The organism is Paenibacillus sp. FSL H3-0321 (assembly GCF_038002865.1).
Classification (GTDB): domain Bacteria; phylum Bacillota; class Bacilli; order Paenibacillales; family Paenibacillaceae; genus Paenibacillus_AQ.
On record NZ_JBBODH010000001.1, the window covers coordinates 6,982,435 to 7,007,715 of the forward strand.

General features: G+C 51.8%; 19 protein-coding genes. 16 read left to right on the forward strand and 3 right to left on the reverse strand.

The features are described 5' to 3' along the window. Positions 1–25 precede the first annotated feature (25 nt). Complete coding sequence (locus tag MHI45_RS30705; protein WP_083675747.1) at positions 26–1,633, reverse strand: stalk domain-containing protein; 1,608 nt, start codon at positions 1,631–1,633, stop codon at positions 26–28. Between the two features lie 332 nt (positions 1,634–1,965). Between MHI45_RS30705 and MHI45_RS30710 the strand changes: the two genes are divergently transcribed. From MHI45_RS30710 to MHI45_RS30765, 12 genes are all read left to right on the forward strand, one after another. Continuing rightward, the gene (locus tag MHI45_RS30710) at positions 1,966–2,589 is read left to right on the forward strand and encodes a deoxynucleoside kinase (RefSeq protein WP_076112221.1); all 624 of its coding nucleotides are present in this window, start codon (positions 1,966–1,968) and stop codon (positions 2,587–2,589) included. After that, a complete protein-coding gene (locus tag MHI45_RS30715) occupies positions 2,586–3,239 on the forward strand; it encodes a deoxynucleoside kinase (RefSeq protein ID WP_076112223.1) in 654 nt (217 codons plus the stop codon). The genes MHI45_RS30710 and MHI45_RS30715 overlap by 4 nt, the downstream gene beginning before the upstream one ends. A 227-nt stretch (positions 3,240–3,466) precedes the next feature. After that, positions 3,467–4,645 carry a MalY/PatB family protein gene (locus MHI45_RS30720; RefSeq protein WP_076112224.1) on the forward strand — a complete coding sequence of 393 codons (1,179 nt, stop codon included), beginning with the start codon at positions 3,467–3,469 and terminating at the stop codon, positions 4,643–4,645. A gap of 204 nt (positions 4,646–4,849) precedes the next feature. Further along, positions 4,850–5,800 (forward strand): nucleoside hydrolase, encoded by a 951-nt coding sequence (locus tag MHI45_RS30725; protein WP_076112226.1) that lies wholly within the window; start codon positions 4,850–4,852, stop codon positions 5,798–5,800. Positions 5,801–5,910: 110 nt separating this feature from the next. Then, complete coding sequence (locus MHI45_RS30730) at positions 5,911–7,155, forward strand: stalk domain-containing protein (RefSeq protein ID WP_076112227.1); 1,245 nt, start codon at positions 5,911–5,913, stop codon at positions 7,153–7,155. A 237-nt stretch (positions 7,156–7,392) separates the two neighbouring features. Continuing rightward, entirely contained in the window at positions 7,393–8,346 is a 954-nt protein-coding gene (locus MHI45_RS30735; protein ID WP_076112229.1) for a radical SAM protein, read from the forward strand. 241 nt (positions 8,347–8,587) lie between these two features. Then, on the forward strand, positions 8,588–9,598 hold the full coding sequence (locus MHI45_RS30740) for an L-rhamnose/proton symporter RhaT (RefSeq protein ID WP_076112230.1): 1,011 nt from the start codon (positions 8,588–8,590) through the stop codon (positions 9,596–9,598). Between the two features lie 128 nt (positions 9,599–9,726). Next, positions 9,727–10,752 carry a bile acid:sodium symporter family protein gene (locus MHI45_RS30745; protein ID WP_076112232.1) on the forward strand — a complete coding sequence of 342 codons (1,026 nt, stop codon included), beginning with the start codon at positions 9,727–9,729 and terminating at the stop codon, positions 10,750–10,752. Positions 10,753–10,984: 232 nt separating this feature from the next. Beyond that, entirely contained in the window at positions 10,985–13,018 is a 2,034-nt protein-coding gene (locus MHI45_RS30750) for a methyl-accepting chemotaxis protein (RefSeq protein WP_076112234.1), read from the forward strand. 142 nt (positions 13,019–13,160) lie between these two features. Continuing rightward, on the forward strand, positions 13,161–14,510 hold the full coding sequence (locus MHI45_RS30755) for a helix-turn-helix transcriptional regulator (RefSeq protein ID WP_076112235.1): 1,350 nt from the start codon (positions 13,161–13,163) through the stop codon (positions 14,508–14,510). 281 nt (positions 14,511–14,791) lie between these two features. After that, positions 14,792–15,058, forward strand: coding sequence for a CD3324 family protein (locus MHI45_RS30760; protein ID WP_076112237.1), 267 nt, complete (start codon positions 14,792–14,794; stop codon positions 15,056–15,058). A gap of 139 nt (positions 15,059–15,197) precedes the next feature. Beyond that, positions 15,198–16,217 carry a phosphotransferase enzyme family protein gene (locus MHI45_RS30765; RefSeq protein WP_076112238.1) on the forward strand — a complete coding sequence of 340 codons (1,020 nt, stop codon included), beginning with the start codon at positions 15,198–15,200 and terminating at the stop codon, positions 16,215–16,217. A gap of 29 nt (positions 16,218–16,246) precedes the next feature. Here the strand turns inward: MHI45_RS30765 and MHI45_RS30770 are convergent, their stop codons facing one another. After that, entirely contained in the window at positions 16,247–17,521 is a 1,275-nt protein-coding gene (locus MHI45_RS30770) for a histidine--tRNA ligase (protein ID WP_076112240.1), read from the reverse strand. A 321-nt stretch (positions 17,522–17,842) separates the two neighbouring features. On the opposite strand from MHI45_RS30770, the gene MHI45_RS30775 reads away from it, so the two are divergent. Together MHI45_RS30775 and MHI45_RS30780 are read left to right on the forward strand one after the other, a co-directional pair. Beyond that, complete coding sequence (locus tag MHI45_RS30775) at positions 17,843–18,496, forward strand: HD domain-containing protein (protein ID WP_076112241.1); 654 nt, start codon at positions 17,843–17,845, stop codon at positions 18,494–18,496. A gap of 90 nt (positions 18,497–18,586) precedes the next feature. After that, on the forward strand, positions 18,587–20,032 hold the full coding sequence (locus MHI45_RS30780) for a DEAD/DEAH box helicase (protein WP_076112242.1): 1,446 nt from the start codon (positions 18,587–18,589) through the stop codon (positions 20,030–20,032). A gap of 78 nt (positions 20,033–20,110) precedes the next feature. Here MHI45_RS30780 and MHI45_RS30785 read toward each other — a convergent pair whose 3' ends face one another. Next, entirely contained in the window at positions 20,111–22,375 is a 2,265-nt protein-coding gene (locus MHI45_RS30785) for an FAD-dependent oxidoreductase (RefSeq protein ID WP_076112244.1), read from the reverse strand. Positions 22,376–22,504: 129 nt separating this feature from the next. On the opposite strand from MHI45_RS30785, the gene MHI45_RS30790 reads away from it, so the two are divergent. Both MHI45_RS30790 and MHI45_RS30795 read left to right on the forward strand, forming a co-directional pair. Then, positions 22,505–23,260: a helix-turn-helix domain-containing protein gene (locus tag MHI45_RS30790; protein WP_076112246.1), complete on the forward strand. Its 756-nt coding sequence runs from the start codon at positions 22,505–22,507 to the stop codon at positions 23,258–23,260. Positions 23,261–23,400: 140 nt separating this feature from the next. Then, positions 23,401–25,266 (forward strand): sensor histidine kinase, encoded by a 1,866-nt coding sequence (locus tag MHI45_RS30795; RefSeq protein ID WP_076112248.1) that lies wholly within the window; start codon positions 23,401–23,403, stop codon positions 25,264–25,266. The last annotated feature ends 15 nt before the right edge of the window (positions 25,267–25,281 follow it).

Below are 25,281 nucleotides of genomic sequence, written 5' to 3' on the forward strand. Positions count from 1 at the left end.
TGGATAAGCCGGGGACTGTGGAGATCTATTTGTAAGTGATTGCAATCTCCTCTTCCTGCGGCATCCAGTTGACAGATGCACCAAGCTGTTCGCTGATGAAGCGCAGCGGCAGGTAGATCGTCCCGTATACGACAAACGGCGGGGTCTCAAGAGTTACCGTTTTGTTATTCACGGTCGTAGCCCCTGTAACAGAATTGATCGTGATCGAGATGGCGGGTTTATCGCCAGCGGCGCGGGTAATCGTCACTTTTTTATCCACAGTGGTTGTTGTGCCTCCTGCTTTGCCTGAAGGGACACTCTTCGTATCTTCTTTGTAAGAGACATTGGCCCCCATCTTGTCAAACAATGAACGGAGTGGAATAAAGTTCTGCCCGCCCCGGGTAATTACACCGTTCGTTAGAGTAACCCTTTCGCCGTTCAAGGATACTGCAATCGGCTTCTGTACGGGAACGGGAGTTTTATAGCTGAACTCATACTCACCATACCCCAGCTGTCCGTCTTTGTTGACGCCCCAGCCCAAGAGGGCCCCGTCCTTTTTTTGCAAAATAAGATGACGCTCACCTTCCTGTATAGATGTGATATCAGAGGCAAGGAGAGTGAATTTCGCATCCGCTGACATGGAGTCGCCTTCAAGGGAGGCCGTGTAAGCTTTGCCATCTGCAGTCAGGGCGACGATTGAGCGTTCCATGAAGTAGGCACCAGTCACGTTCTTGATGCCTGTAAGGCACACGGGGACTTTCTGCTCATGATAAGTGGTTCCGTCGGACCAGCCCGTTACGGTGGAACCCCAGAACCATAGGCGTGATTGAGCATCGACGGCCAGCATGGTCCGCGAGTTGCCATGGATCGAGCGGATATCTGTCAATCCGCTCACCCGAGAAGCGGATAGGACAGACGGAAAGGGCTTTCCGGAATTAGCGGAGTCATAGGACTGTATAGGCCAGGTCCAAAGTGTACCGTCTTTTTTAAGCGCATATTGCTGCGTCAGCTGGAGGATACCGGTCAAATTCTGGACAGGCTCAAAGGTGGACAGCTCATCGCGGGAGGTCCATACAGTGCCATCTTTTTTCAGGAAGTTGATACGTTCCCAGCCTTTGTTTCCATCCCATTCATTATAACCATTCACCGCAGCGACATTATCTATGCCGGGAACAACTGTATAGAGGGGAGATTTGTCTTCGTCTGATACTCGGGGAGAGCTGAATACCGCGCCATTTCCATCTATAGCTATGTAACGGCTCCAAAGCGTAGAAAGCGCTGTTACCTTGGTCAGTTCCTGCACAGGAGTGACTTCCACCGCCAGAGTCTTAGGATTGGTCTGCCACCGCCACACGGCATTATCCCTTGTGACAGCCAGTCCTCCGGCCTGTAGGCCAAACCCATAGGCGGCTTGTACATCCTTCAGCCCCGGAAGCAGAGTAGGCACCGATTTAGTGCCACCCCATATCCAAAGGCTTCCGTCATTTTTAATCAGGTATTCTGGTCCATAAGACTTAATGCCGGCAGTTGCCTGCACTTTTGCTGCGGCGGTTGTGGCAGCAGTTTCGGCGGTCCCGGCAGCGGATGCATGTATTGAAGCCGTTGAAGCGGTTAAGCTCAGCAACAAGCATAAAGTCATCGTCCATTTTTTCACGGAAATCCTCCTCGACAATTTGCGTAATTGACTTATATAGGAAATAAAACAACCTGTAAGGTTAGACGCAAGGACTGGTAAAAAAGTTTCCTAACCAATCTAATACCTCACGATTGTTCGGGAAGAGTAAGGCAATATCAATCAAAAGGCCGTATCCGCTAAGTCTGAAGCGGATACGGCCTTTGCTGGAGCAGCGCCTGCAAAAAAAATCACGAATTCATCCGTTCACAGAAAGCTCTCCTGTGATACAATAGCTTAGTCTGTTTTTTAATGGAATAATCACAGCAAGCTGTACCCGGCATTGTCCGTACTTGAGGAGGAAATCAGCGTTAATGAAACATGCACCCTTTATAGCAGTGGAAGGCCCGATCGGAGCCGGTAAAACAACACTTGCCACGATGCTGGCCGGTGAATTGCAGCTTCCGGTCATCAAAGAAATTGTGGATGAGAATCCGTTCCTGGACAAGTTCTATCAAAACATGGACGACTGGAGCTTCCAGCTTGAAATGTTTTTTCTCTGCAACCGGTATAAGCAGCTTGAAGATACCGTGAACGAGTACATCGCTAAGAACAAGCCGGTTATTTCGGATTATCATATTTATAAGAACCTGATCTTTGGCGAGCGGACGCTGAAAGGCACCAAACGTGACAAATACCGCGAAATCTATCATGTGCTGACTGATGATCTGCCGAAACCGGATATCATTCTTTATATCAGAGCGGATCTTGATACGCTGCTTACCAGAATCGCCAAGCGCGGCCGCCCGTTCGAAGAGGAGATTGCTCCTGCTTATCTGCAGCAATTAATAGAGGATTACGACGATGCGATGGCTTCTCTGGCCGTCAGCGAACCGTCAACCGTCATTGTGACCATCGACGGAACCCAGGTAGATTTTGTGGGGAATCAAGAAGACTTTGCCGCAATCGCCGACCACCTAAAGGAGCTTATGAAATGAACCCATACAACATCCCTGATAACGCAATTATCACAGTAGCCGGTACGGTAGGTGTCGGGAAGTCCACACTGACCGGAGCTTTGGCGAAGCGTCTCAATTTTCAGACTTCGCTGGAACAGGTAGACCACAATCCGTATCTGGAGAAGTTCTACCATGATTTTGAACGATGGAGCTTTCATCTGCAAATTTACTTTCTGGCCGAACGCTTCAAGGAGCAGAAGAAAATGTTCGAGCTGGGCGGCGGATTTGTGCAGGACCGTTCTATTTATGAGGACACCGGTATTTTCGCCAAAATGCATGCCGATCAGGGCACGATGTCCAAAACGGACTACGAAACATACACCAGCCTGTACGAGGCTATGGTGATGACGCCCTATTTCCCGCATCCTGACGTGCTGATCTATATTGAAGGCAGCCTGCCGTCGATCCTGACCCGCATCAATGAACGTGGCCGCGAGATGGAAATCCAGACCGATGTCTCCTACTGGGAGCATATGCACGGACGTTATTCGCAGTGGATTGGTGAGTTCAGCGCCTGCCCGGTGCTGCGCCTGAACATTGACGATTATGATGTGAATGATGCGGCTTCGATGGCGGAGATTCTGAAGCAGGTAGGGAAGTCGATCCAGCGGGTTCCGGTGGAGCAGTAGAAGTTGAAGGTCAATCGGAGGAATCCGGTTGGCCTTTTTTGAAATATAAGATTTTATATGCTTCACGCTATAAATTATCCTTCTATTTCTCGCTGAAACGGATACCGTCCTTTTGAGGACGGCGAAGCCGTTTCCACTTGTTGGATAGGAATTAATGCGAGAGGTGCCTGAAGATGTCCCCTGTGATACAATAATCTGAAAAGCCATAATGGATGGAGGAACCTCACTTGAAGTATGATTTTGACAAAGTAGTTAACCGCCGCAATACCCGCTCCTACAAATGGGATCAGTCCGAGAAGCTGTTCGGAGACAAGGAGATTCTTCCGCTCTGGGTAGCGGATATGGACTTTGAGAGCCCGCCTGCCGTGAAAGAAGCGATTCTGCGGCGCGTTCAGGAGGGAATATACGGCTATAGCGTGACGAGTGATTCCTATAAAGAAGCGATTGCCGGCTGGTACCGCAGACGCCATGACTGGGCGATTCAAAAGGACTGGATCACGGATTCCCCCGGAATCGTTACCTCGCTCAGCCTGTCGGTGGAGCTGTTCAGCAAGCCGGGAGATCAGGTGATTCTGCAGTCGCCCGTCTACTATCCTTTTTATGATGTGATCCGGATGAATGAGCGCAAGGTGGCCATTAATCCGCTGAAACTCGAAGACGGCCGTTATGTTATGGATTATGTCCAACTGGAAGAGCTGATGGCCGGCGGCGCTAAGCTGCTGCTGCTGTGCAGCCCGCATAATCCGGGAGGCCGGGTGTGGGAGCGGGAAGAACTGCTGCGCCTTGGAGAGTTGTGCCTGCAGTATGGGGTAACGGTGATCTCGGATGAAATCCATTGTGATATGGCTTTGCCGGGCCACAAGCATATTCCGTTCGCTTCCTTGTCGGAGGAGCTGTCGAATATTACACTGACCACGCTGGCAGCTACCAAAACGTTCAATTTGCCGGGCCTGCAGACCTCTTACATCGTAACCTCCAATCCGGAATTGAAGCGGAAATTTGAGTACAAGCTTAAGGCGCTCAGCCTGCACATGTCTCCTTATTTTACACCAGAGGCTGTGGAAGCGGCATATAATGAAGGCGGGGAATGGCTGGATGAACTCATACAGCATGTCAGCGGCAATGCGGAATATGCCATCGGCTACCTCGCGGAGCACCTGCCGCAGGTGAAGCCAATGACGCCAGAGGCCACTTATCTGCTGTGGATCGATTGCCGCGCACTTGGACTGGACGCTGAGGGTCTGAAGAAGCTGATGTACCGTGAAGCCAAAGTGGCATTTAACGAAGGGTCAGTCTTTGGTACGGAGGGACAAGGCCATCTGCGGATTAATCTGGCTTGCCCGCGTTCCATTCTGGCCGAAGCACTGGAGCGTTTCAGTCAGGCTGCAGCACCTTATGTAAAATAAGGGGATTTAAGCTGTTACTCATAAGCCCGACGTATCTCTTTTGAACACTGCCATGTTCAGGGGATACGTCGGGCTTTTTTGCGCCTGCTGATACTCTTTCATTTTACAGTTCCCATTGACCTGTCCTGGCATTGAGCACTTGGGATACCCGTGTTAAGATGAAATCTATGATATGGATACATAATGGGAGTGGAAAAAATAGAGATGAGTAAAACCCGCATAATTATTGATTGTGATACCGGCATTGACGACGCATTGGCCATATTATATGCCCTGCGGACTCCAGATGTGGTTGTGGAAGGAATCACCACTGTATTCGGCAATATTGATGTCGCTCAGGCGGCAGATAATACTTTGAGGCTGCTGGCCTTGGCCAATCCCGGTTATGAGATTCCCGTAGCCCTTGGCGCGTCCCAAGCGCTCGTCCGCGAGCTGGGCGGCTTCTCGACCCATGTGCACGGTGAGAACGGGATTGGCGGTGTTCAGCTGCCTCCATCGTCTCAGCTGCCGGTGCTGGAAACAGCAGCCGAATTTATAGTCCGCCTGGCGGATGAGAATCCCGGCGAGATTATACTCGTAACGCTGGGACGGTTGACCAACCTGTCGCTGGCGCTTGATCTGGACCCGGCTCTAACCGGGAAACTCAAGAAAGTAGTCGCCATGGGCGGTACCGTCTTTAAGCCCGGCAATGTTACAGCGGTTGCGGAAGCAAACCTGTGGGGAGATCCGGAAGCGGCCGACCGTGTATTCACCTCCGGGCTTCCCGTGCTGCTGGTCGGGCTGGATGTTACGCTGAAGACGCTCATCACCACAGAGCATCTGGAGCTTCTGAGGCAGTTCGGCAAGGAAGAGAACAAAGCCCTGATTGACTTCATGGACGAATCCTTGAAGTATTATTTTAATTTCTACCGCGAAGCGAATTATCTGATAGGTGGAGCACCGCTGCATGATCCGCTGGCGCTGATGGCCGCGCTGCAGCCGGACCTGCTGACCTGCCGCCAGATGAAGGTCCGCGTGGAGACCCGGGGTGAGCATACCGCCGGAATGGTCGTTGCCGATTTGCGGGCACAGCCCAAAGCGGGTGAATTCATAGAGGTCGCCGTTGATGTGGATGCGGAACGGGCCGTCGGCGTCTTTTTGAGCGCGTTTATGTGATAGTTACAATCTATTAATTTGCTAAAAATAACTATTTTGGTAAAATGGTAGACGGAACTGAACTAGGTTTGAGAGACTTGACATCCTATCATAGAATGGAGATTTTATACATGAAACGCTTAACGAAGCTGCTATTATGTGCAGCAATCTCTGTAAGCAGCTTTGCCGCTTTGCCTGCTCAGCCGACACAGGCTGCCCCGGCGGGTGTCAGCATTATGCTGGACGGATATCCGCTGCCTTTTCCGGTTGAACCTGCGGTGATGAGCGGAACCACGCTGGTGCCATTCCGGGCGATCGCGGAAGCTTTGGGAATTCCGGTGGTATGGGACCAGGCCGCAAGTAAAATCACAGCAACCACAAGCGGTGCCGCCGGGACCACTAAGGTTATCCTTACACTCGGCAGCAAAAATGCAGCGGTGAACGGCGCAACCGTGAAGCTGGCTGTAGCTCCGCAAAATATCCGGGGCACCACGATGATCCCGCTCAGCTTCTTTGGCCAGCAATTTGGCGCAGCGGTATCCTGGAATCAGGCGAGCAAGACTGTATCGATCACTTCGCCGAAGAAGGATATGTATACGCTTGGATTTTATGCGCAGGGAGCCTATAGCGAGGTTTCACGTATTCCTGATTTTAGCGCGGTCGCCTTTGGTTGGAGCCGGATCGACCGCAGCGGACAATTCACTACGGCCAGTACGGATTTCTGGTGGCCGAAGGCTGACGGCGATGTGACACCAGAGTCCATCGTCCAGAATGCCGCTGCCGGAGGAACCACGCCTTACCTGATGGTTTATTCCGGGGACAAAGAGCTGGAGCTGACCAAGAATATGGAAGATCTTGAGCTTCAGCAGAAGACGATTACCAGCATTGTTGATTTGGCTTCACAAAAAGGCTTTAAGGGAATCGGGCTTGATCTGGAAGGGCTGGGGATGACTGGCGACAAGAAGCTGGTACAGAGCCAATATAATGTTTTTGTCAAAAAATTATCCGTAATGGCGCGGGCGGCAGGTCTTAAGCTGACCGTTATTCTTCCCCCGCTGAACGGCTCCTACAAAGGGTATGATTATAAGACGCTGGCATCGCTGGCCGATGATTTGGTGATTATGGCTTATGCGTATGAGGATGAGTCAGGTCCGGAGCCGATGAATAAAGTGGATGAAGGCATTCGTCTGGCCCTGCAGCAGGTGGATAAAAGCAAGCTGGTGCTCGGTATCTCGGTATACAGTGAGAATGCAACGTCCGTCAACGCCAAAATTGGACTGGCCAAACGGTATGGCCTCAAAGGTATCGCCATCTGGCGGCTTGGACTGATCGGACAGCCTGTTTGGAATGAGATGAGCAAATCGGTAGAGTTATAGAACGGTAGAGTTGCCGGAAATCATAGATTGGATCTGAAGGTTGAAGATGAATGTATAGTCGGTTTGGAACTAGAGGCTGCCCACCGGGCAGCCTCTTCTTGCGAATTCCAGGGAAGGCAGCAATGCAGATTGTGTTCTTTATACAACAAATATCACATTAACTTGAGCTGCAAACCTTTATAATCTCTAAGGTTGACCCTTGAGCAGGATATCTTATTTTCAGGAGGCTTATCAAACATGAGCATGAAATATAAATCACTGGAGCTGAACAAACCGCTGACGTATGAACTGGAAGGTTTGGAGGTTGGCGTGACCTCGAACTGCAATTTCCGCTGTGATTACTGCTGTGCATATAATAGAAACGACGGACAGAGTATCAATGGCAAGGAGGTTATCAGGATTCTGGAGGAGCTTCCCGGGCTGAAGCGTGTCCGCCTCTCCGGCGGTGAAGTGACCTTGAAGTTTCAGGACTGCGTTGAAATTGTATCCTATTGCGCTTCCCGGGGCATCCAGACCCAATTGAACTCCAACGGCAGTCTGCTGAATGCGGAGCGCATCGAGCAACTGGTGTCTGCCGGGCTGACTACGATACATATCTCGTTCAACTTTACGACAGCAGATGCCTTCTCCCGTTATTACAACATTCATCCAAGCGTCTATGACAAAATCAGAGAGAACATCACGATGTTCGCCAAGACAAGTGTGGACGTCGTGCTGGAAACGCTGCTGTTCAATGAAACACAAGACAATATGAAAGAAATCAGCGATCATGTCTACTCTATGGGTGTTAGAACGCACGAAATTCAGAACAGCATCATCATGGGCCATACCGGCTGGAAAGCCATTGCTGCCCGCGAACAGCTGAAGAATGCCGTGAATGAGCTGATTGAACGCAAAAAAGAAGATACAACGCTCTACTTCACCTGTATGGACCGCTTTATGGAAGCACTTGGTTTCCAGGAGCAGCCTGGGGTATATTTCCCGCATTGCATAGAAGGCAAGAAACAGCTGCACCTGCATGGCAACGGCGATATTCTGATCTCCGAGCTTTGCCACCCGGTAATCATTGGCAACATTTATCAGGGAACCTCGTTGAACGAGCTGTACAGTAACATGCCTGAGCCGCTCTCGCAGTTTCTGGAGAAGCAGCCTTGCCCGGCGCTGGACGCTTTGTTTCCGCAAGGCTTATAGAGAGCTGCGACGAACCGGATTCAGCTTGGAAGAGCCGGTTCGGCAGCTCTGCAGCAGACAGGACCGCGGCATTCCAGCTGCGGTCTATTTTTGTTGCTGGTTTGATAGAGCGGCGTGAGATATTTCTTGTGAATTTCATCCCACAATGAAAACTTTCATGTATAATCATCATCATGTGCACTATTAATGCAGAGATATTCTGCAGCTTAACTACATAGACAAAGTTCGGGAGGATTACAACGTGATTTACGGATTTTTACTACTGCTGTTGGCTTGTTTTTTCCAGGGCAGCTTTGGACTCGGCATGAAGAAATATCAGCCGTTCTCCTGGGAGGCCTTCTGGACGATCTTCTCTCTGGTAGGGATTCTGATCATTCCGGTGGTCTGGACATGGATCGAGGTGCCTAACTTCTTCAGCTACATCCGGCAGACCTCCCCTGATGTGCTGTGGACCGCTTCTTTTTGCGGTTTTCTGTGGGGGATCAGCTCCATAATGTTCGGCAAAGCGATTGACTCCATCGGGGTTTCGCTCACTTACGGGGTAAACATGGGCATATCGGCTTCCCTGGGCTCATTAATTCCGCTGTTTATCTTTGGAAATATACCTGCTGCGGGTTCCTTCACCGTGCTTCTGATCGGTGCGGCGATTATGCTGGGCGGGGTTGCAGTCATTACTAAGGCGGGTCTGCTCAAGGAAAAGCTGATTACCGCTTCCGGTCAAGGGACAAGCTCCGGCAGCAGCCTTACCAGAGGATTGATTATAGCTTCGGTTGCCGGTCTGGGTTCGGCAGCGATGAATATCGGCTTCTCCTATGCGAATCAGGCTGTGGATATTGCCGTTGCTGACGGAACGGCCAAGATCAGCGCCAGCCTTATTTCCTGGGTAATTACGTTGTCCGGTGGTTTTGTTGCCAACTTCGCCTATGCGCTCATCCTGCTGATCAAAAACGGCACTTACAGGGATTATGTCGCTAAGGGGGCAGGCAGCGCCTATGTCAAAGCTTTGGCTACCGCATTAGTCTGGTTTCTGGCACTTGGCTTTTATGCCAAAGCGACAGCTTTGCTGGGACCGCTTGGCTCCGTGGTCGGCTGGCTCGCCTTTAACGGCTTGTCCTTAATTATCAGTAATGCCTGGGGTCTCAGAGACGGGGAGTGGAAAGGGTTTGCAGCTCCCAAGAAACTGCTGTTATGGGGCAATGTAATCCTGATTCTATCCTGGATTGTCGTGGGGATTGCGAACAGCATGGCGTAGTTTTCTGCAAATTGCCATGATTAACAGACAGAGAAATCATGAGAATCTGTTAAGATTTCAATAGAGTCTGCAATGTGAAATCTATGGAGAAGGCTTGTATGCCGCTGCATACATGAAGGTAGAAGAACATGCTCAATGAAATAAGGAATGGATTGCTGCGTTCCAATACGCTGCTGGAAAAAATAATGCCGCTGCTGACACCGGCTGCTATCGCGTTTGGCGTTCTGAACGAGAGCAGGCTGCTGCCTTTTACCTGGCTGGTGCCGTGGATATTTGCCTTCATGACACTGATTGGCAGTCTCAAGTCTAATTTTCGCGATTTGCTGGCCGTACTGCTCAAACCGCAGAAGCTGATTATTCTGATGGTCATTCTGCATGTGGTCATGCCGCTGATCGGCTGGGTTGCGGCGAAGGCTTTTTTTCCGGGCGATCCCTATACGGTTACGGGTTATGTACTGTTGTTCGCTATTCCGACTGGAGTCGTCAGCGTGGTCTGGGTATCCATGCACGGCGGCAATGTGGCACTTACACTGGCGCTGATTCTCATTGATACCTTGCTGTCACCGCTGATCGTACCGGGTACACTGCATCTGCTAATGGGGGCAAGCGTGGAAATCCAGCTCGGGGAAATGATGAAGGGACTGCTGTGGATGGTCGTATTGCCTTCTCTGGCGGGGATGCTGCTGAATCAATGGACAAAGGGAACGGCCGGCAAAGTGTACGGTCCGCCGCTGGCTCCATTTGTCAAAGTGGGGCTTTTTATCGTCGTATCGATTAACGGCGCAAGTATTGCCCGGTATTTAAAGCATCCGGACGGCAAACTCGCGCTGATCCTGTTCGTCACCTTTGGAACGGTTGTGCTTGGGTATGTGATTGGAGCCTTGGTGTCACGCCGACTTCACTGGGATTACGAAAATTCGGTGGCCGTGCAGTTTAACTCCGGGATGCGCAACCTGAGCGCGGGGGCTGTGCTGGCGGTGAAATATTTCCCTCCCGCTGTGGCGCTCCCGGTCATTTCCGGGATGCTCTTCCAGCAGATTCTGGCCGCATGCTCAGGATTTGTAATCCGCAGCAGGATGAGACGCATGCAATCCGAAAATGCTGTAGCACAGTCAACCTCAACATCTCCAACGGAAACGACGATCTCCTCATAGAAGCATTATAACGATAAGCAGGCGGAATAACTTTCCGGCCTGCTTTTTTTTGAGTAGCAATAAAAATGATACTAAAAAACTATTTTTTCGACGAAATACGCTATTATTTTCTGAAATTCTACATCTAATCTTCACTGTTTTCTTAGGGAGACCGATAATAAGTGTAACAAATTACATAGAAATAGGAAGATAACCAGGACTATAAGACCAGTATGAAAGGACGTAGAAATTAATGAAAATTCGTATGAAGCTGTCAGTTATGATGATTGCCGTTACCCTGCTTTCTACTGTAATCATGGGGGCTTTCACGTATAACAAATCCACTAACACCATTCTGGGCCTTACCGAATCTGCAATGAAGCAAGTCAACACCAATAAAGCGGAGACCATAGCGGCTATGATTGATAAAGAGAAACGCAGTATGGCTCTGGTGGCCGGACAGACCGAAATTATTGAACTGCTGCAACAAAACAAAACCGGCGGCATAGCAGATGGAGATGCGCTGCAGGCCGAAGTGAACACCAAGCTGCAAGGGATCGTGAAGGATGCCGGCAATCTTGAGCATATATTTGTATCCGATATGAAAGGGATTGCGGTAGCAGATAGCGACACGGCGCTGGTGGGTACGGATTTCAGCGAAAGAAGTTATGCAAAGCGCGTGATTGAGACCGGCGCCCCCGTCATCAGTGAAACTTTGAAATCAAAAGCCACCGGGGCTTACGTTGTAGCGTTTGTGCAACCGGTGACCAGCGGCGGCCAAATGATCGGCTTTGTCGCCTCAGCTGTCAATGCGAACAGTATTATCAAATACTTGTCCGGTGCCAATGTGGCAAATGCGCCTTCCTCGTACGCCTATCTGGTAGATGAGACCGGAAATATGCTGTATCATCCCGATGAGACGAAGATTGGATTGCCTGTCGAGAATGATCAGATCAAGGCTGTTGTGGAACGTGTGAAAGCCGGAGAGAAGGTTGAAGACGGCAAAGTGCAGTACAGCATAGGTGACGCGGAGAAAAAAGCTGCTTATACCGTCATTCCCGAAACGAACTGGACACTGGTGCTGACTGGTGATGTCGGGGAGGTCATGCAGCCTGTAGACAATATGACGCATTATATTATCCTGCTGGGTCTGGGGAGTCTGCTGCTGACTCTGATCATTGGACTGCTTGTCGCCGGCAGAATTTCTTCCCCGATCATAAAGCTGACAGAGATGATTAACCAGACCGCTAAGCTGGAACTCAAATACGATGCGCAGTATGAGTATCTGTTGAAGAACAAAGATGAAACTGGAATCATTGCCAAAGCCATGTTCCATACCCGCGCTGTGCTCCGGGAAATGGCTGAAAGCCTGATCACCATCTCCACGAAGGTGCTGGACAATGCGGAAACGCTGGAGAAGCTGTCCATTGATGTCAGAGAGAATGCGCATGACAATTCAGCCACGACGGAGCAGCTGTCGGCAGGTATGGAAGAGACGGCAGCTTCAACAGAAGAGATGACAGCAGCGATTCATGAAATCGAGAACAATGTCCGAATGATCTCCGGAAAGGTCAAGGAAGGGACGGAAGTGACCAGCCAAATTATCGAGCGGGCACTGGAGCTGCAGCATGACGCCGTGCAGTCTACGGACAATGCCAAGCGGATTTACGAATCGGTGCGTATCGAAATGGAGAAGGCGATTGAGCAGTCCGGCGCGATCAATGAAATCAATCTCCTGGCAGATACCATTCTGTCGATTACCAGCCAGACCAATCTGCTCGCCTTAAATGCGGCGATTGAAGCTGCCCGCGCGGGTGAAGCAGGGCGGGGATTTGCGGTAGTTGCGGGAGAAATCCGCAAGCTGGCTGAGAAATCCTCCGAAACGGCAGCGGGAATTCAGGATGTCGTCAAGAATGTATACTCTTCTGTAGAGCAGATGAAAGAGAATTCTGAAGCCATGCTTACATTTATTGACCATAATGTGCTGGGTGATTATGAGCGCCTGACAGAGGTCAGCGAGCAGTACAACAGTGACGCCTCCATCATCAACACGCTCATGAACCAGTTCGAGGAGTCAGCAGATCACTTGGACCAGACGGTATCAAGCATCGCGATTGCGGTTAATGAGGTGGCAGCTACTGTCAACGAGGGTGCAATCGGCGTGCAGGATATCGCCGAGAAGACGGCGGATATTGTAGAGAAGACATTCCATGAGGCGACGATGGCCGATGAAAACACGCAAAGTGCCAAAGCGCTTCAGGGACTGGTGGAGAAATTTAAAATATAAAGCTATAACTTAGACCCCGCCGCACACTGGCGGGGTTCTTTTTTTTTGTTCATCATCATTACATCTATTGATAGGTTCATCCTTTTTTGGACCATACTATGGATAGGGTACAGCAGAGCAGCCGCTGATATGGGGGGATGTAATGATTAAGATAACGCTCGGAGACGAAGAGAAGGGATACAGCCATAATCAAGCAGAGTTGAATGGGGATGGCGTAAGATTAGCGTTTCCCCTGTTAACCGTTAATGATAGAGAAACACGCAGGCTGGATCAGCTCCGGCTTATGCAGGAGAGCTTTCTGCTGCAGATGGTCCGGGAAGAGTGGTTCAGTCCGGAGAAGATTAAACAACGGCTGCGGCAGCTTCAGCTCCATCCGCTGGCCGATGAGGGAGTGAAGCTGCAATTTGCAGCCGTAGAGCTGCAGATTCCGGCAGGAGAAATCGGAGAGCCACGGAAGCGCCGGAATCAGCTTTATAAGGATTTCCAGCAGATATGCCGCAGGACGGCTGCAGGGTGGAAGGGCGTATATCCGTTCTGCGATGCCGGAAGCATTAGCCCGGTAATGTATTTCTTGATTGTCATGAAAGACAATGCGTCACATAAGAATGACAGAGCTGAGCACTTCGCCAGAGAGCTTGAGCAGAATGTCGAGAGCAGATTGAGGCTGGGGCTTGCCGCAGGAATCGGTGCAGAGTACAAAGGACTGAAGCGGCTAAAGAATGGCTATGCCTCATGTTTACTGGCTTTAAACGGGAGCCGGAGTGCTATTCCCGGCAGCGGCACAGGGCTGGTTTTCCAGAGCCGTGCCAGTGACCGGTTGACTGCATTCAGTCAGGCGACGGAACAGAGGCTGACGTTGAGTCTAGAACAGCCAGCAAGTGCTGCTTTCCGCCTGGAGCTGGATTCGTTGTTCACTCTGGAGGACGATGCGGCTTCTCAACTGGAGGTTTGCCGCTTTTTGGCGCAGCGTACGCTGCTGATTCTAGGTGGAGCTGCGGGGAAATTTGAATACGGCGGCACTGCGCTCCAAAAATATTTATGGAACAGCCAAATGACCCTTGCCGCCTGCACATCGAGTGAACATGCAAAGGAATTGCTGCAGGAACTGGGACAGCTAGTCATGGCGGAAGTGAGCAGGACGCAGGCACCCGGTGGAAGAGAGCTGGCCGAGGCTATCAGGAAATACGTGAAAGAACATTTTGCCTGCGACCTGAAAGCTCCATCTCTCGCAGCGTTATTTCATGTATCTGAGGCCGAGCTCAGCCGGTTATTCAAAATGCATGTTGGCATTCCTTTGAATGACTATGTCACTAAATTGAGAATGGCCCAGGCTGAGCAGCAGCTGCAGGAAAATGCACTGAAATGCTCTGAGATCGCAATGCTGGCAGGTTATTCCGTGACAGACGAATTTATAAGCGCCTTCAAGAAGTACAGCGGCAGAAATCCCAAGGACTACCGGGAGTGGTACTTGAAGAGACAGATGAAGGTATAATAAGGCTTTCTTCAAAAAGGAGGTGAAGGCCTGCGTCTTCATCTTCAAGTCATTTTATGGTAAATTAAATGTAAGCATTGCCGGATTTGAGCGGAAGGGAGACAGGACCATGACAAGTTTCGGCACACAGCTCTATGCAAAGTCTATAGATTAACAACCGCGGTTGTTTGTATAGAGCTGTAAGCAGATTACCGCATAAGTTATCTTGTAGAAGATAATGGTTTCTCCTATAGACTTTGCTCCCTTAAAACGTTTACTAATTTTAAGGAGCGGGCTATAAAATGAAATATGTTAACGCAGATGTGATTCTGCCGGAAGTATTGCTGAAGGAAATTCAGAAATATACTCACGGTGGAATGCTCTATATTCCGAAGCCTGAAGGCGTGCGGAAGAAATGGGGCGAGAATTCGGGCAGCCGAATGTATCTGACAGCGAGAAACAATGAAATCAGGGAGCAGCATGCCGGCGGAGCTACCGCCCGTGAACTTTCTGAGCAATTTTGTCTGTCATATGACAGCATCAAAAAAATTATCTACTGCAAAAAATAGATTTACAAAATGCCGTATGGGATGAACAGTCCGATGCGGTTTTTTGTGTGCAATAATCTCTTTAGAAGAGTTGTCTATCTATTTGAAAAGCGGCGCTGCCATTATAATAAACGGACATATTCGTTAAGGAGGAAGCAGAATGTTGGAGGCTTTTCGCTGTGATACGGATGAGGATAGAAGGCTTCTGTTGAAGCAGGCAAGGAGCATCGTGATGTGGGCACTGCCGCAGTATGGGCTGGATTGGACCTCAATTTCATATATCGGCCTGTCTGATAACATCACTTATAAGATCGAGACGGCAAGCACCGGAAGCTATTTGCTGCGGATGCACGGGCGATGGATGAGCAATGCAGAGATTCAGTCGGAGCTGCTGCTGCTTCAGGCGCTGAACCGGGTGGAGGGACTGACGATGCCGGAAGGAGTGGCCAATACAGCAGGCACTTATATCCTCAAGGCAGATTCCGAAGAGGATGCCTCTTCCTTGTGGGTTACAGTTACCCGCTGGGTCGAAGGGGAGCATGCTGGCGGGCATATGACGGATCAGAGAATATTCGATATGGGAGCTATGACGGGAGCCTTGCACATCGCGGCTGCCGGATTCGTTCCTCCGGCTGGGTTTATCCGCCCTGTATGGGGGGAGCAGAGCTTTAAACGTGAGATGGATAAGCTGGGACGTTATTACAGCGGGTTTGCATCTGAAACGGGATGGAAGACTTATCAGTTAGCTGCTGCAAAAATCCTCTCCGAACTGGAGGGCATGGAGGTAAACGAAGATCAATATGGACTGATTCATGGAGATCTGCATAGCGGAAACGTGGTGTTTGCCGGGGAGCAGCCCTATCCGATAGATTTTGGAAGATGCGGTTACGGGTATTATCTCTACGATCTGGCTGCCGCATTATTGGAGCTTTCCCCTGGGCAGCGCAAACGGTTTATTGAAGGCTATGCAAGCCGGAAGAAGCTGGAAAGCGGATATGTGCGTAGACTGGAATGTTTTTTTATTATGATTATGATCGGGAATTACAGCCATCATGCCTCGAACCCGGCGGAAGTCCCCGGACTGCGGGAGCAGCAGCCTTATTCCCAGGCGTATCTCAGGGAATATTTAAAGAGTGCTCCCTTTTTGTTCGAGGTGATTGAGCCCGAGGAAGTGAAATGATTAGCCGGAATTTTGCGGGTCCAGGAGAATTAGCTGGAGATGAGCGAGATTGCTTCCTCCACGGTAAGCAGTTCCTCCTTGTGCGCAGACATGTCCTTGAGACGGAGCTTGCCGAGTGCGGCTTCGCTTTCGCCGAGCAGCAGACAATAGCGGATGCCTTTTGCTGAGGCTGCGGCCATCGTTTTCTTCAGCTTCCGGGTACCGGAATCTACGGTTACGCGGATGCCTGCGGCCCGCAGCCTTACAGCGGCGAGCAAGACCTGAGGCATATTCCCGCCAATGGGAACAATCCATACTCCAGTCGGCTCCTGCTGCACCGGACGCTCTCCAAGCAGGGCCATGATCGACTCCATGCCAAATGAAATGCCGACCGTAGGGTATTGGATATCCTCCCGTCCGACCATCTTTCCAATGATGGAATCATATCTTCCCCCGCCCCCAAGGCTGGACGTATAAACGCCGGAGGCGTCGAAGATTTCATAGACGGTCCCGGTATAGAAGGATAGGCCGCGTGACAGGAACGGATCGAAGACACAGAAGCCGTCCAGGCCAATTTCTTCAATCAGCTGTTTCAGAGCAAGAACTTCTAGCGCACCGGGGCAGCCGGCGAGTCCATATTTACGCGTCAGCTCCTCAAAACCCGGGTTGCCGGATTCCAGCAAATCGGTAATCGCCAGTAAGGCCTCCGGAGCTAGTCCTTTATCGGACAACTCCGCCAGCACGCCGCCGATGCCGATTTTGGCGAGCTTGTCGAGGGTCAGCATCACGGAGAGATACTCCTGCGCCGGGACACCTGCCGATTCCAGAATCTCGCCGAGGAACCGGCGGTTGTTCCATTTGACCACCACCGCAATGTCCAGTCTGCGGAATACCTCGGCGGCCAGCTGCAGCAGCTCCGCTTCAGCCTGCGGACCGGCAATCCCGACCACATCGGCATCGCATTGCAGGAATTCGCGCAGCCGGCCTTTTTTGACCGGACCGTCGCGGAACACCTTGCCGATCTCATACCGCTTGAAGGGGAACTCCATCCCCGGATTGAGGGCAATCACCTTGGCAAAGGGAATCGTCAGGTCGTAGCGCAGCCCCAGTCTGCGGCCGCCCTGGTCGGTAAGCTGGTACATTTCGCGGAGGATTTCGTCTCCACCGGCATATTTGGAGGTCAGCAATTCAAGCTCATTCAGCAGTGTTGTATCCATGGATTCAAAGTCATAGCTTTCAAACAGCCCGCGCAGCACAGCCTGCACCTTTTGTCTGACCGCTTGCTCCCGGCCGAAATAATCGTAGGTTCCTTTAATGTTTTGCATGTTAAGCAGCTCCTTTAACCTCGAAATATAAATCAGCATAAAAAAACGCGCCGGACCTCATGGTCCTGCGCGCTTATGGATGCCGCAGGGAGGTCAAACGCGAAATGCGTTAGCCCTCCCTGATAGATGTTCAGGAGTGCTAACGCTGCTTGTGATGATGAAGCTGATTCTGTATGATGGTAATGCTGTTTGTGCTGTTCACTGGAATCAACTCCCTTTCAGACTGGATTACAGCACATTATAGCGGATAGTGAAAATCCTTGCAAGTGTGATACTGCAGATGGTTTAGAATAATCAATTGAACGAAAAGGGGGATTTACTGTGAATCATTCACCTATTGTTGCTGAGGCTGAGATTTTTGCCAAAGAACAGCTGGCCGGAGATTCCACCGGCCATGACTGGTTTCACACAGAACGTGTGCGGAATACGGCGGCACTGATTGCGGAAATGGAGCAGGGGGATGTTTTTATTTGTACAGTCGCTGCGACACTGCATGATGTTGCCGACGAGAAGCTGAACCCTTCCAAGGAAGCGGGACTGGATAAAGTACATAACTGGCTTAAGCAGCACCTGGCGGATGAAGCTCAAATCAAACATATCATGCTCATCATTGAGACGATGTCCTTCAGCGGCGGTGGAGGTGAACCGATGTCGACCTTGGAAGGGCGGATTGTGCAGGATGCGGACCGGCTGGATGCGCTTGGCGCCATAGGCATTGCCAGAACGATGGTGTTCTCCGGTGCGAAGGGACGTCCGGTGTATGATCCGGAGATCGCGCCGCGCGATGAATCGCTGCAGAAGGAATACCGCGATTATTCCAAGGGGACGGCGGTCAATCATTTTTATGAGAAGCTGCTTAAACTGAAAGACCTGATGAATACCCCCTATGGCCGCAAGCTGGCCGAAGAACGGCATGATTTCATGCTGGGCTTTCTGGAGCAATTTTATAAGGAATGGAATCAAGGCAGCCATTAACTGTTATAATGAGACTATGCACAAGATGGAAGGAACGCGGGAACCCCCGCTTGAACCGGAACAATCGGCATAGAAGAGGTTGAAGTGAACATGAGTGAACTGCAGTTTAGAGAGTATGGTTTAAATGAAGAGATTATCCGGGCGCTGGATGTGCTGAAGTATCTGGAGCCGACTGAAGTACAGCGTAAAGTGATTCCTGTAGCCTTGCAGGGGCAGGATTTGATCGTGAAATCGCAGACGGGCAGCGGCAAAACAGCGTCGTTCGGTATCCCGCTCTGCGAGCTGGTGGATTGGGCGGAGAACAAGCCGCAGGCTTTGGTGCTGACCCCAACCCGTGAGCTGGCTGCTCAGGTGAAGGAGGATATCACCAACATCGGGCGCTTCAAGCGGATTAAGGCGGTCGCCTTGTTCGGCAAACAGCCGTTTGCCCCGCAGAAAATTGAACTTACGCAAAAGACGCATGTTGTCGTAGGTACGCCGGGCCGTGTGTTCGACCATATTGAACGCGGTACGCTACCGCTGCAGCGGATCAAATATCTCGTCATCGACGAGGCCGACGAAATGCTCAGCATGGGCTTCATCGAGCAGATCGAGAAGATCATCCAGCAGCTGCCCCGGGAACGGGTGACGATGCTGTTCTCCGCCACGCTGCCGGAGGCGGTGAAGAATTTATGCCGCAAATATATGCAGAGTCCGGCGGATATTGAGATTGAAGCCAGCGGCATCACGACAGCGTCGATTGAGCATGCGCTGATTGAAGTGAGACAAGCCGCCAAATTCCAGCTGCTGTGTGATCTGCTTACCGTGGAGAATCCGGACAGCTGCATTATTTTTTGCCGCACCCAGGATCAGGTGAATGCCTTGTTCCGCGGGATGGCTGATCTGGAGTATCCAGTGGATAAGATTCACGGCGGGATGATGCAGGACGAGCGGTTTGAGGTCATGAATGCTTTTAAGCGGGGCCAGTTCCGTTATCTGATTGCCACCGATGTGGCCGCCAGAGGTATTGATATTGAGAACATCACCCATGTGATCAATTACGATATTCCGCTGGAAAAAGAAAGCTACGTCCACCGCACCGGCCGGACCGCACGCGCGGGTAAAAGCGGCAAAGCGATCACGCTCGTTACACCGAATGAGCACAAATGGGTAGCGGACATTGAGGGCTATATCGGTTTCAGCCTGCCGGTAATGAAAGCTCCTTCGGACGATGCTGTGGCCTACGCCAAACCGGCCTTCGATCTGAAGCTGGGCAAGCAGCAGGTCCGCAAAGCGGGCAAAACCGAGGTCATGAACGAGAACATCATGAAGCTGTATTTTAACGGCGGCAAGAAAAAGAAGCTCAGAGCCGTCGATTTCGTCGGCACCATAGCGAAGCTTGAAGGCATCACCGCAGACGACATCGGGATCATCACGATCCAGGATAACGTCAGCTACGTGGACATCCTGAACGGCAAAGGCGCATTGGTGCTGCAAGCGATGAAAGACACTACGGTAAAAGGCAAGCTGCTGAAGGTGCATATCGCGAAGAAATAAAACGCAAAGATAGATTGCAAAAAGCAGTATCGGACGAAGGTCTGATACTGCTTTTTGTCTTTGCGGAATGCCGGACCCTTACTGGTGAACGGCCCCGTACGCCCGGATCTCGATAAGCTCCGCATAACGGCTGCCGTTCGTCGAATCAATCAGTACTCTGAGTTGGTCAGCCTGCACCGGATTCGGCAGACGGTGGATCACCTTGCGCTTGCGGTTATCGCTTCCTGCTGCAACCTCAGTCCACTTCCCGCCGGCAACACGCGTCTCTACCCGGTAGTTACGAACCAGCTCGGGAATGATGGCAAAAGCCGTGCGGTGATGATGCAGGTTCACCAGATCTTCGTTGACATCATCGTTGAAGGTCAGGTGGATTTCGGCAATGGACTGCACCGAATCCCACTGCAGCTGCAGCCATTCCGGCTGTCTGTCTGCCATCGGCTGCGACATCCATTGCTGCGGCCCGCCGAACGGGCGGTGATAGCCGTTTACGGCTTTGTCCGCTGCGAAGGCGGCAGTCGTCGACCCGATCCGGCAGCAGAACGGCTGGCGGGCTTTGCCCTGCATCTTCCACAGCACCACGGGCTGATCCGTGGAGTGGTCCTCCAGATCCTTGGATACATGCGGCTCTTCATCCTTGAAGAAGACGAGCACGCCGCTGTGCGGCTGCTGCGAATGATGCAGGCTTACCGCATCGTTCGCCTTGATGATGATAAAAGCATTTTGCGGCACCTGCGGCTGCCACTGCAGATCGAAGGTAAGCCATTGCTGCTCACCGGCTTCGGCATGGGCAGTTGCACTTGCCTGCAGGGTATGCGGCACGTAATTTTCCCTGCGCCCGGTGTCCCACAGCTCGGCAGTAACCGAAGTGGCCTGCTTGGCATCCACCAGCAGCTGAAGGCCGCTGATTCCCGGATCCGCAGGAATCAGCACAGCGGCATCATGCTGCAGCGGATAAGCTTCGCCCGGTTGGGCCAGCTCAATCACGCCCAGCGTGCTGGAGGCGGTGACCCGTGCTTTGCGGGCGACATCATCTTCATCGCTGCTGCGCAGCCCGATGATCGAGGCATCGCCGCGCAGCAGCGTCTGCCGCAGCTCTTCCAGATGCCGCTCCTGCAGTTCACGCGGGGTGATTCCCTTGCGGCTGCTGAGTGCGGCTCCGGTTCCGGCCGCTTCACCGATCACGGCGCAGGTGGCCATCACCCGTGTCGTGCCGAAGGCGACATGGGAGGCGCTGATATCGCGCCCGGCCATCAGCATATTCCGCACATTGGCGGAATAGAGGGAGCGGAAGGGGATATGGTATACCCCGTCGGCATGCAAGTGCTTTGAGCCGCTGGCGTCGGCATACATCCCCTGCGGCGGATGCAAGTCGATCGACCAGCCGCCAAAGGCTACGCCGTCCGCGAATTCGCGCTGGGCGATAATGTCATTCTGGTTCAGCACGTAGTCTCCGGTAAACCGCCGGTATTCACGTTTGCCGGGCAGCGAGCCGACCCATTCCAGCGTCATATTCTCAGCGCCGAACTTGCCGGAATTTTTGATATAATCCCAGATGCCGTAAATGACCGACCACAGCTCGTCGCGGATCATTTCATTGTCATGAACGGCGTCATGCTCGCCGCCCCATTCAATCCACCAGTAGTGGCAGCCGGAATCACCGCTCTTAATGACGCGTCGGATCGGAATCGTCGTCTGTGAGATGTCCTTGGCAAAGGAAGGCGGCACAAAATTCACCGGTACGCCGGTATCTTTGGTATAGAAGAGGATGGTGCTGCCCAGCGTAATGTCATCGGCGATCTCCGGCGCCCACTCTTCGCCGTATTCGCTCCGGGCTTCCCGTCCAAGGGCAAATTTGGCTCCGGCCAGAAATCCGATCAGGCCATCACCCGTGCAATCGAGATACATGCTGCTCTTAAAAGTGATTCTCCGCTCCGAACCCATCATCCAGCCGGTGACCGCAGTAATCGTCCGCTCCTGCTCGTCTCCTTCAGCCAGAACCTCATGGACATCCGTATTCAGGTAGAGTGTGATATTGGACTCAGCCTTGACAGCCTCCAGTACGACCAGATCCCATAGATAGGGGTTACCTTCCGGATTGCGGTACTGGTTCTCCACGAACAATTCACCCATAATTCCCGTTTCCCGGGCGTAGCGGTTCGTGCCGTGTGCCGTTGCTCCGCAGACCCAGACCCGCACCTCGCTGCTGGAATTGCCTCCAAGCACAGGGCGGTTCTGGATCAGAGCCACCTTTTGCCCAAGTCTCGCGGCAGCAATTGCCGCACATACTCCAGCCAGCCCGCCGCCGATCACCGTAATGTCATTTTGCACTAGCTCCTGCTTCATGAATGAGCACCTCTTAGGATTATATTTTTAATGCATATCTATAATTTCATAATGAAGCTGCTTCTTTACTTTTGAAATGCACGATTATATCATTAAGCATATACTTTATTTCGTGAAAGGGATGGAGCCATGAAACTTCTGGACCATATCTACTGGAAGCAGAAGACGAGTTTTGCCCTGCCAAGCGACTGCTATGATTCCTGGGTCGCCTTTGCGGTAGAGGAGGGGCTGTTCCGCTTCGAAATTGGAGCACATGGCGGTGAAGCGGGGTTTGCAGATTTGGTCGTCTGCCCTCCCGGAATTCCCTTCATTCGTGAGACGATTACACCGCTCACCTTCCATTACATCCAGTTCACCCCGGAGAATGATGAAAGCCTGCCGCAGCCGGGGCTCCTGCAGCTTAGCGATACGAAGCGCCTAAGCTCGACCTATGCCTATTTGCGCCAGCTCAGTGAAGACAATAGTCCAGCCGCAAGGGAATGGAAACAGCATCTTATCAAAGACCTGTGGCTGCCGGTTCATATGGAGAGCCGGGCGGAAGCAGGAGGGCGTAAATACTCCGAAGACGCAATGATGGATGAAGCTGCATCCATTATTGCCGATAGAGCCGCAGAACCACTCAGCCTGCTGGAGCTCGCCCGGGAGCTGGGATTAAGTCCCGTGCAGTTTACGCGGCGGTTCCGCGCAGCTTTTCAGGAAACGCCTTCCTCCTATTTGAAATCGCTCCGTTTGGCCAAAGCACGCCTTCTGCTGAAAGACAGTGAGCTGAATCTGGCCCGGATTGCCGAAAGATGCGGCTATGAGAACGGATTCTATTTAAGCCGGGTGTTCACGAACAGCACCGGAATGAGTCCGGCGGAATACCGTAAACGGCATAGGCTGTAGAAGCATAGAACAAATCTGTGCATCATAACCCCGGTCTATAGGAGCGATGCGACAAAACAATGCAATTTCCTCCAGCTTCAGCCGGGTGACCCCTGCAGATGTTATAATAAGCCCACAAATGAAGGGAGAGAGCTGCGGAAATGAAGAAGCCGGACTGGAAGATGTTTATACCCCAGAAGCTGAGATACAGGCTGTTCGGCGCTTTTCTCATCCTTATTCTTCTGCCGTTCAGTGTGCTGAATGTATACAACTACCGGCAGATTGAATCCCTCGTCGAGGAGAAAATCAGCCAGCAGAGCCACGAGCAGCTGGTGCAGATGTATGGAACGCTGGAGGATCAGATGAGCGTAGCCTTCAAGACGCTGATCTTTCTGGAGCAGGATTCGGCGGTCCGCAGTGTTCTGACAAAGCCAGGCAACCGCTCGCCTCTAGAGAATAAAGCGCTGATCGAAGAAAAATTCAAAATGCTCAACAACAGCTTTTTCCTATACAATCCTTCCGTATATTTCACCCTGCTGGACTTTCATGAGAGCGTATACACTTCTTATTTGCCGAAACAGGCGCTGGCCTACGAACCGTACCGTGAGCTCTTCAGCCGCCATCTGGGGAGCGTTGTCCCTGCAGATCAGGGCACGGTCCAGAGAGAGGCTGCCCTCCCGGGTGAAGCAGCAGCGCAAACATTGGATTCCGCAGAAGCCCAAGGCCTGTTCTACCAGTGGGATTCACGGGACGAGAACAATATGCTGAGGGAGGTGTCTACCAGCCCTTATCTGCTCTCGCTTTATGCCTATATGAAGGACAGCGGAGGCAAACGCTACGGGCTGGCCCGGATCAGTATTGATTATTCCTTCTGGTTCCAGTCCGTCCTCAAGGAATCTCTGAGCAGTCAGGATTATTTTCTGATTACCGGCAAGGGAGAGACTGTGGCCCGCTCCTCCAAAAAAGCGGTGCTGGCCCCGGAGATCACCCGGGAAATTGCCCTCCATCCTGCACAGGCGTATCTGACCGATGACAAGTCCGGCACGCTGATCAATTATGTCTACATCGAGTCGCTGGACTGGTATATGGTCAACCGGATTCCGCTGGCCGTGTTGTTTAACGAAATTTCCGGGCTGAAGCAGCGTTATTTCCTGACGTTTTTTGCCTTCACAGCTGCATTTGTACTAATGGCCTTTATGATCTCTGCTACCTTTACCCGCCCTTTGTCGCATCTGCAGAACAAGATGAAGGATGTCGTCCGCAAAAACCTGAAAATCCGCATCCCCGAAGGCCGGAGCCATGGCGAAGTGCTGGAGCTGACCCGGACCTTCAATACAATGCTGGATGACACGAATAAGCTGATTGCCCAGTTGAAGGCAGAGGAGCGGCAGAAGGAAGCGGTACATTTCCATATGCTGCTGGCCCAGATGAACCCGCATTTTTTGCTGAACACCTTGAACACGATGAAATGGAGCGCCATCCGCAGCGGGAATGAGGAGATCTCCGAAATGTGCGTGTCGCTTGGCAAGCTGCTGGAGGTCAGCCTGAATGCTGAAGTTGAGCTGGTCTACCTCAAGGACGAGATCGAGCTGGTTCAGGCTTACCTGCATATTCAGCGGATCCGGTACCAGGGCAGCTTTGAGGTAACCTGCGACTTTGACGATGAGCTGGAGTATGCGCTGGTGCCGAAGCTGAGCCTGCAGCCGCTAGTGGAGAATGCGATCCGCCATGGCGTTGGCCCTCTGACTGAACGGGGGCAGATCAGTATCCGTATTTACAGAAATGACAAAGCGCAGCTTACGCTGGAGGTCGGGGATAACGGCATCGGCATGGAGGAATCCAGGCGCCTGCAGGTGACTCGGACCCGTAAGGGGATCGGACTGTCCAACCTGAAGGAACGGCTGCGGCTGCTCTTCAAGGGCCAAAGTGAGCTGGAGATCCTCCAGCTGTCACCGGGAACCCTGATCCGGTTCAGTATTCCCTTCCTGCTGTCGACACCTTATGTACAGGACAAGAAGATCGAGTAAAAGGAGGCAGGTCTC

Coding starts and splice junctions, on each gene's coding strand:
- MHI45_RS30745 (WP_076112232.1), top strand. CDS start 9,727: ATGCTCAATGAAATAAGGAATGGATTGCTGCGTTCCAATACGCTGCTG.
- MHI45_RS30760 (WP_076112237.1), top strand. CDS start 14,792: ATGAAATATGTTAACGCAGATGTGATTCTGCCGGAAGTATTGCTGAAG.
- MHI45_RS30795 (WP_076112248.1), top strand. CDS start 23,401: ATGAAGAAGCCGGACTGGAAGATGTTTATACCCCAGAAGCTGAGATAC.
- MHI45_RS30785 (WP_076112244.1), bottom strand. CDS start 22,375: ATGAAGCAGGAGCTAGTGCAAAATGACATTACGGTGATCGGCGGCGGG.
- MHI45_RS30725 (WP_076112226.1), top strand. CDS start 4,850: ATGAGTAAAACCCGCATAATTATTGATTGTGATACCGGCATTGACGAC.
- MHI45_RS30735 (WP_076112229.1), top strand. CDS start 7,393: ATGAGCATGAAATATAAATCACTGGAGCTGAACAAACCGCTGACGTAT.
- MHI45_RS30755 (WP_076112235.1), top strand. CDS start 13,161: ATGATTAAGATAACGCTCGGAGACGAAGAGAAGGGATACAGCCATAAT.
- MHI45_RS30790 (WP_076112246.1), top strand. CDS start 22,505: ATGAAACTTCTGGACCATATCTACTGGAAGCAGAAGACGAGTTTTGCC.
- MHI45_RS30780 (WP_076112242.1), top strand. CDS start 18,587: ATGAGTGAACTGCAGTTTAGAGAGTATGGTTTAAATGAAGAGATTATC.
- MHI45_RS30715 (WP_076112223.1), top strand. CDS start 2,586: ATGAACCCATACAACATCCCTGATAACGCAATTATCACAGTAGCCGGT.
- MHI45_RS30710 (WP_076112221.1), top strand. CDS start 1,966: ATGAAACATGCACCCTTTATAGCAGTGGAAGGCCCGATCGGAGCCGGT.
- MHI45_RS30770 (WP_076112240.1), bottom strand. CDS start 17,521: ATGCAAAACATTAAAGGAACCTACGATTATTTCGGCCGGGAGCAAGCG.
- MHI45_RS30765 (WP_076112238.1), top strand. CDS start 15,198: ATGTTGGAGGCTTTTCGCTGTGATACGGATGAGGATAGAAGGCTTCTG.
- MHI45_RS30750 (WP_076112234.1), top strand. CDS start 10,985: ATGAAAATTCGTATGAAGCTGTCAGTTATGATGATTGCCGTTACCCTG.
- MHI45_RS30730 (WP_076112227.1), top strand. CDS start 5,911: ATGAAACGCTTAACGAAGCTGCTATTATGTGCAGCAATCTCTGTAAGC.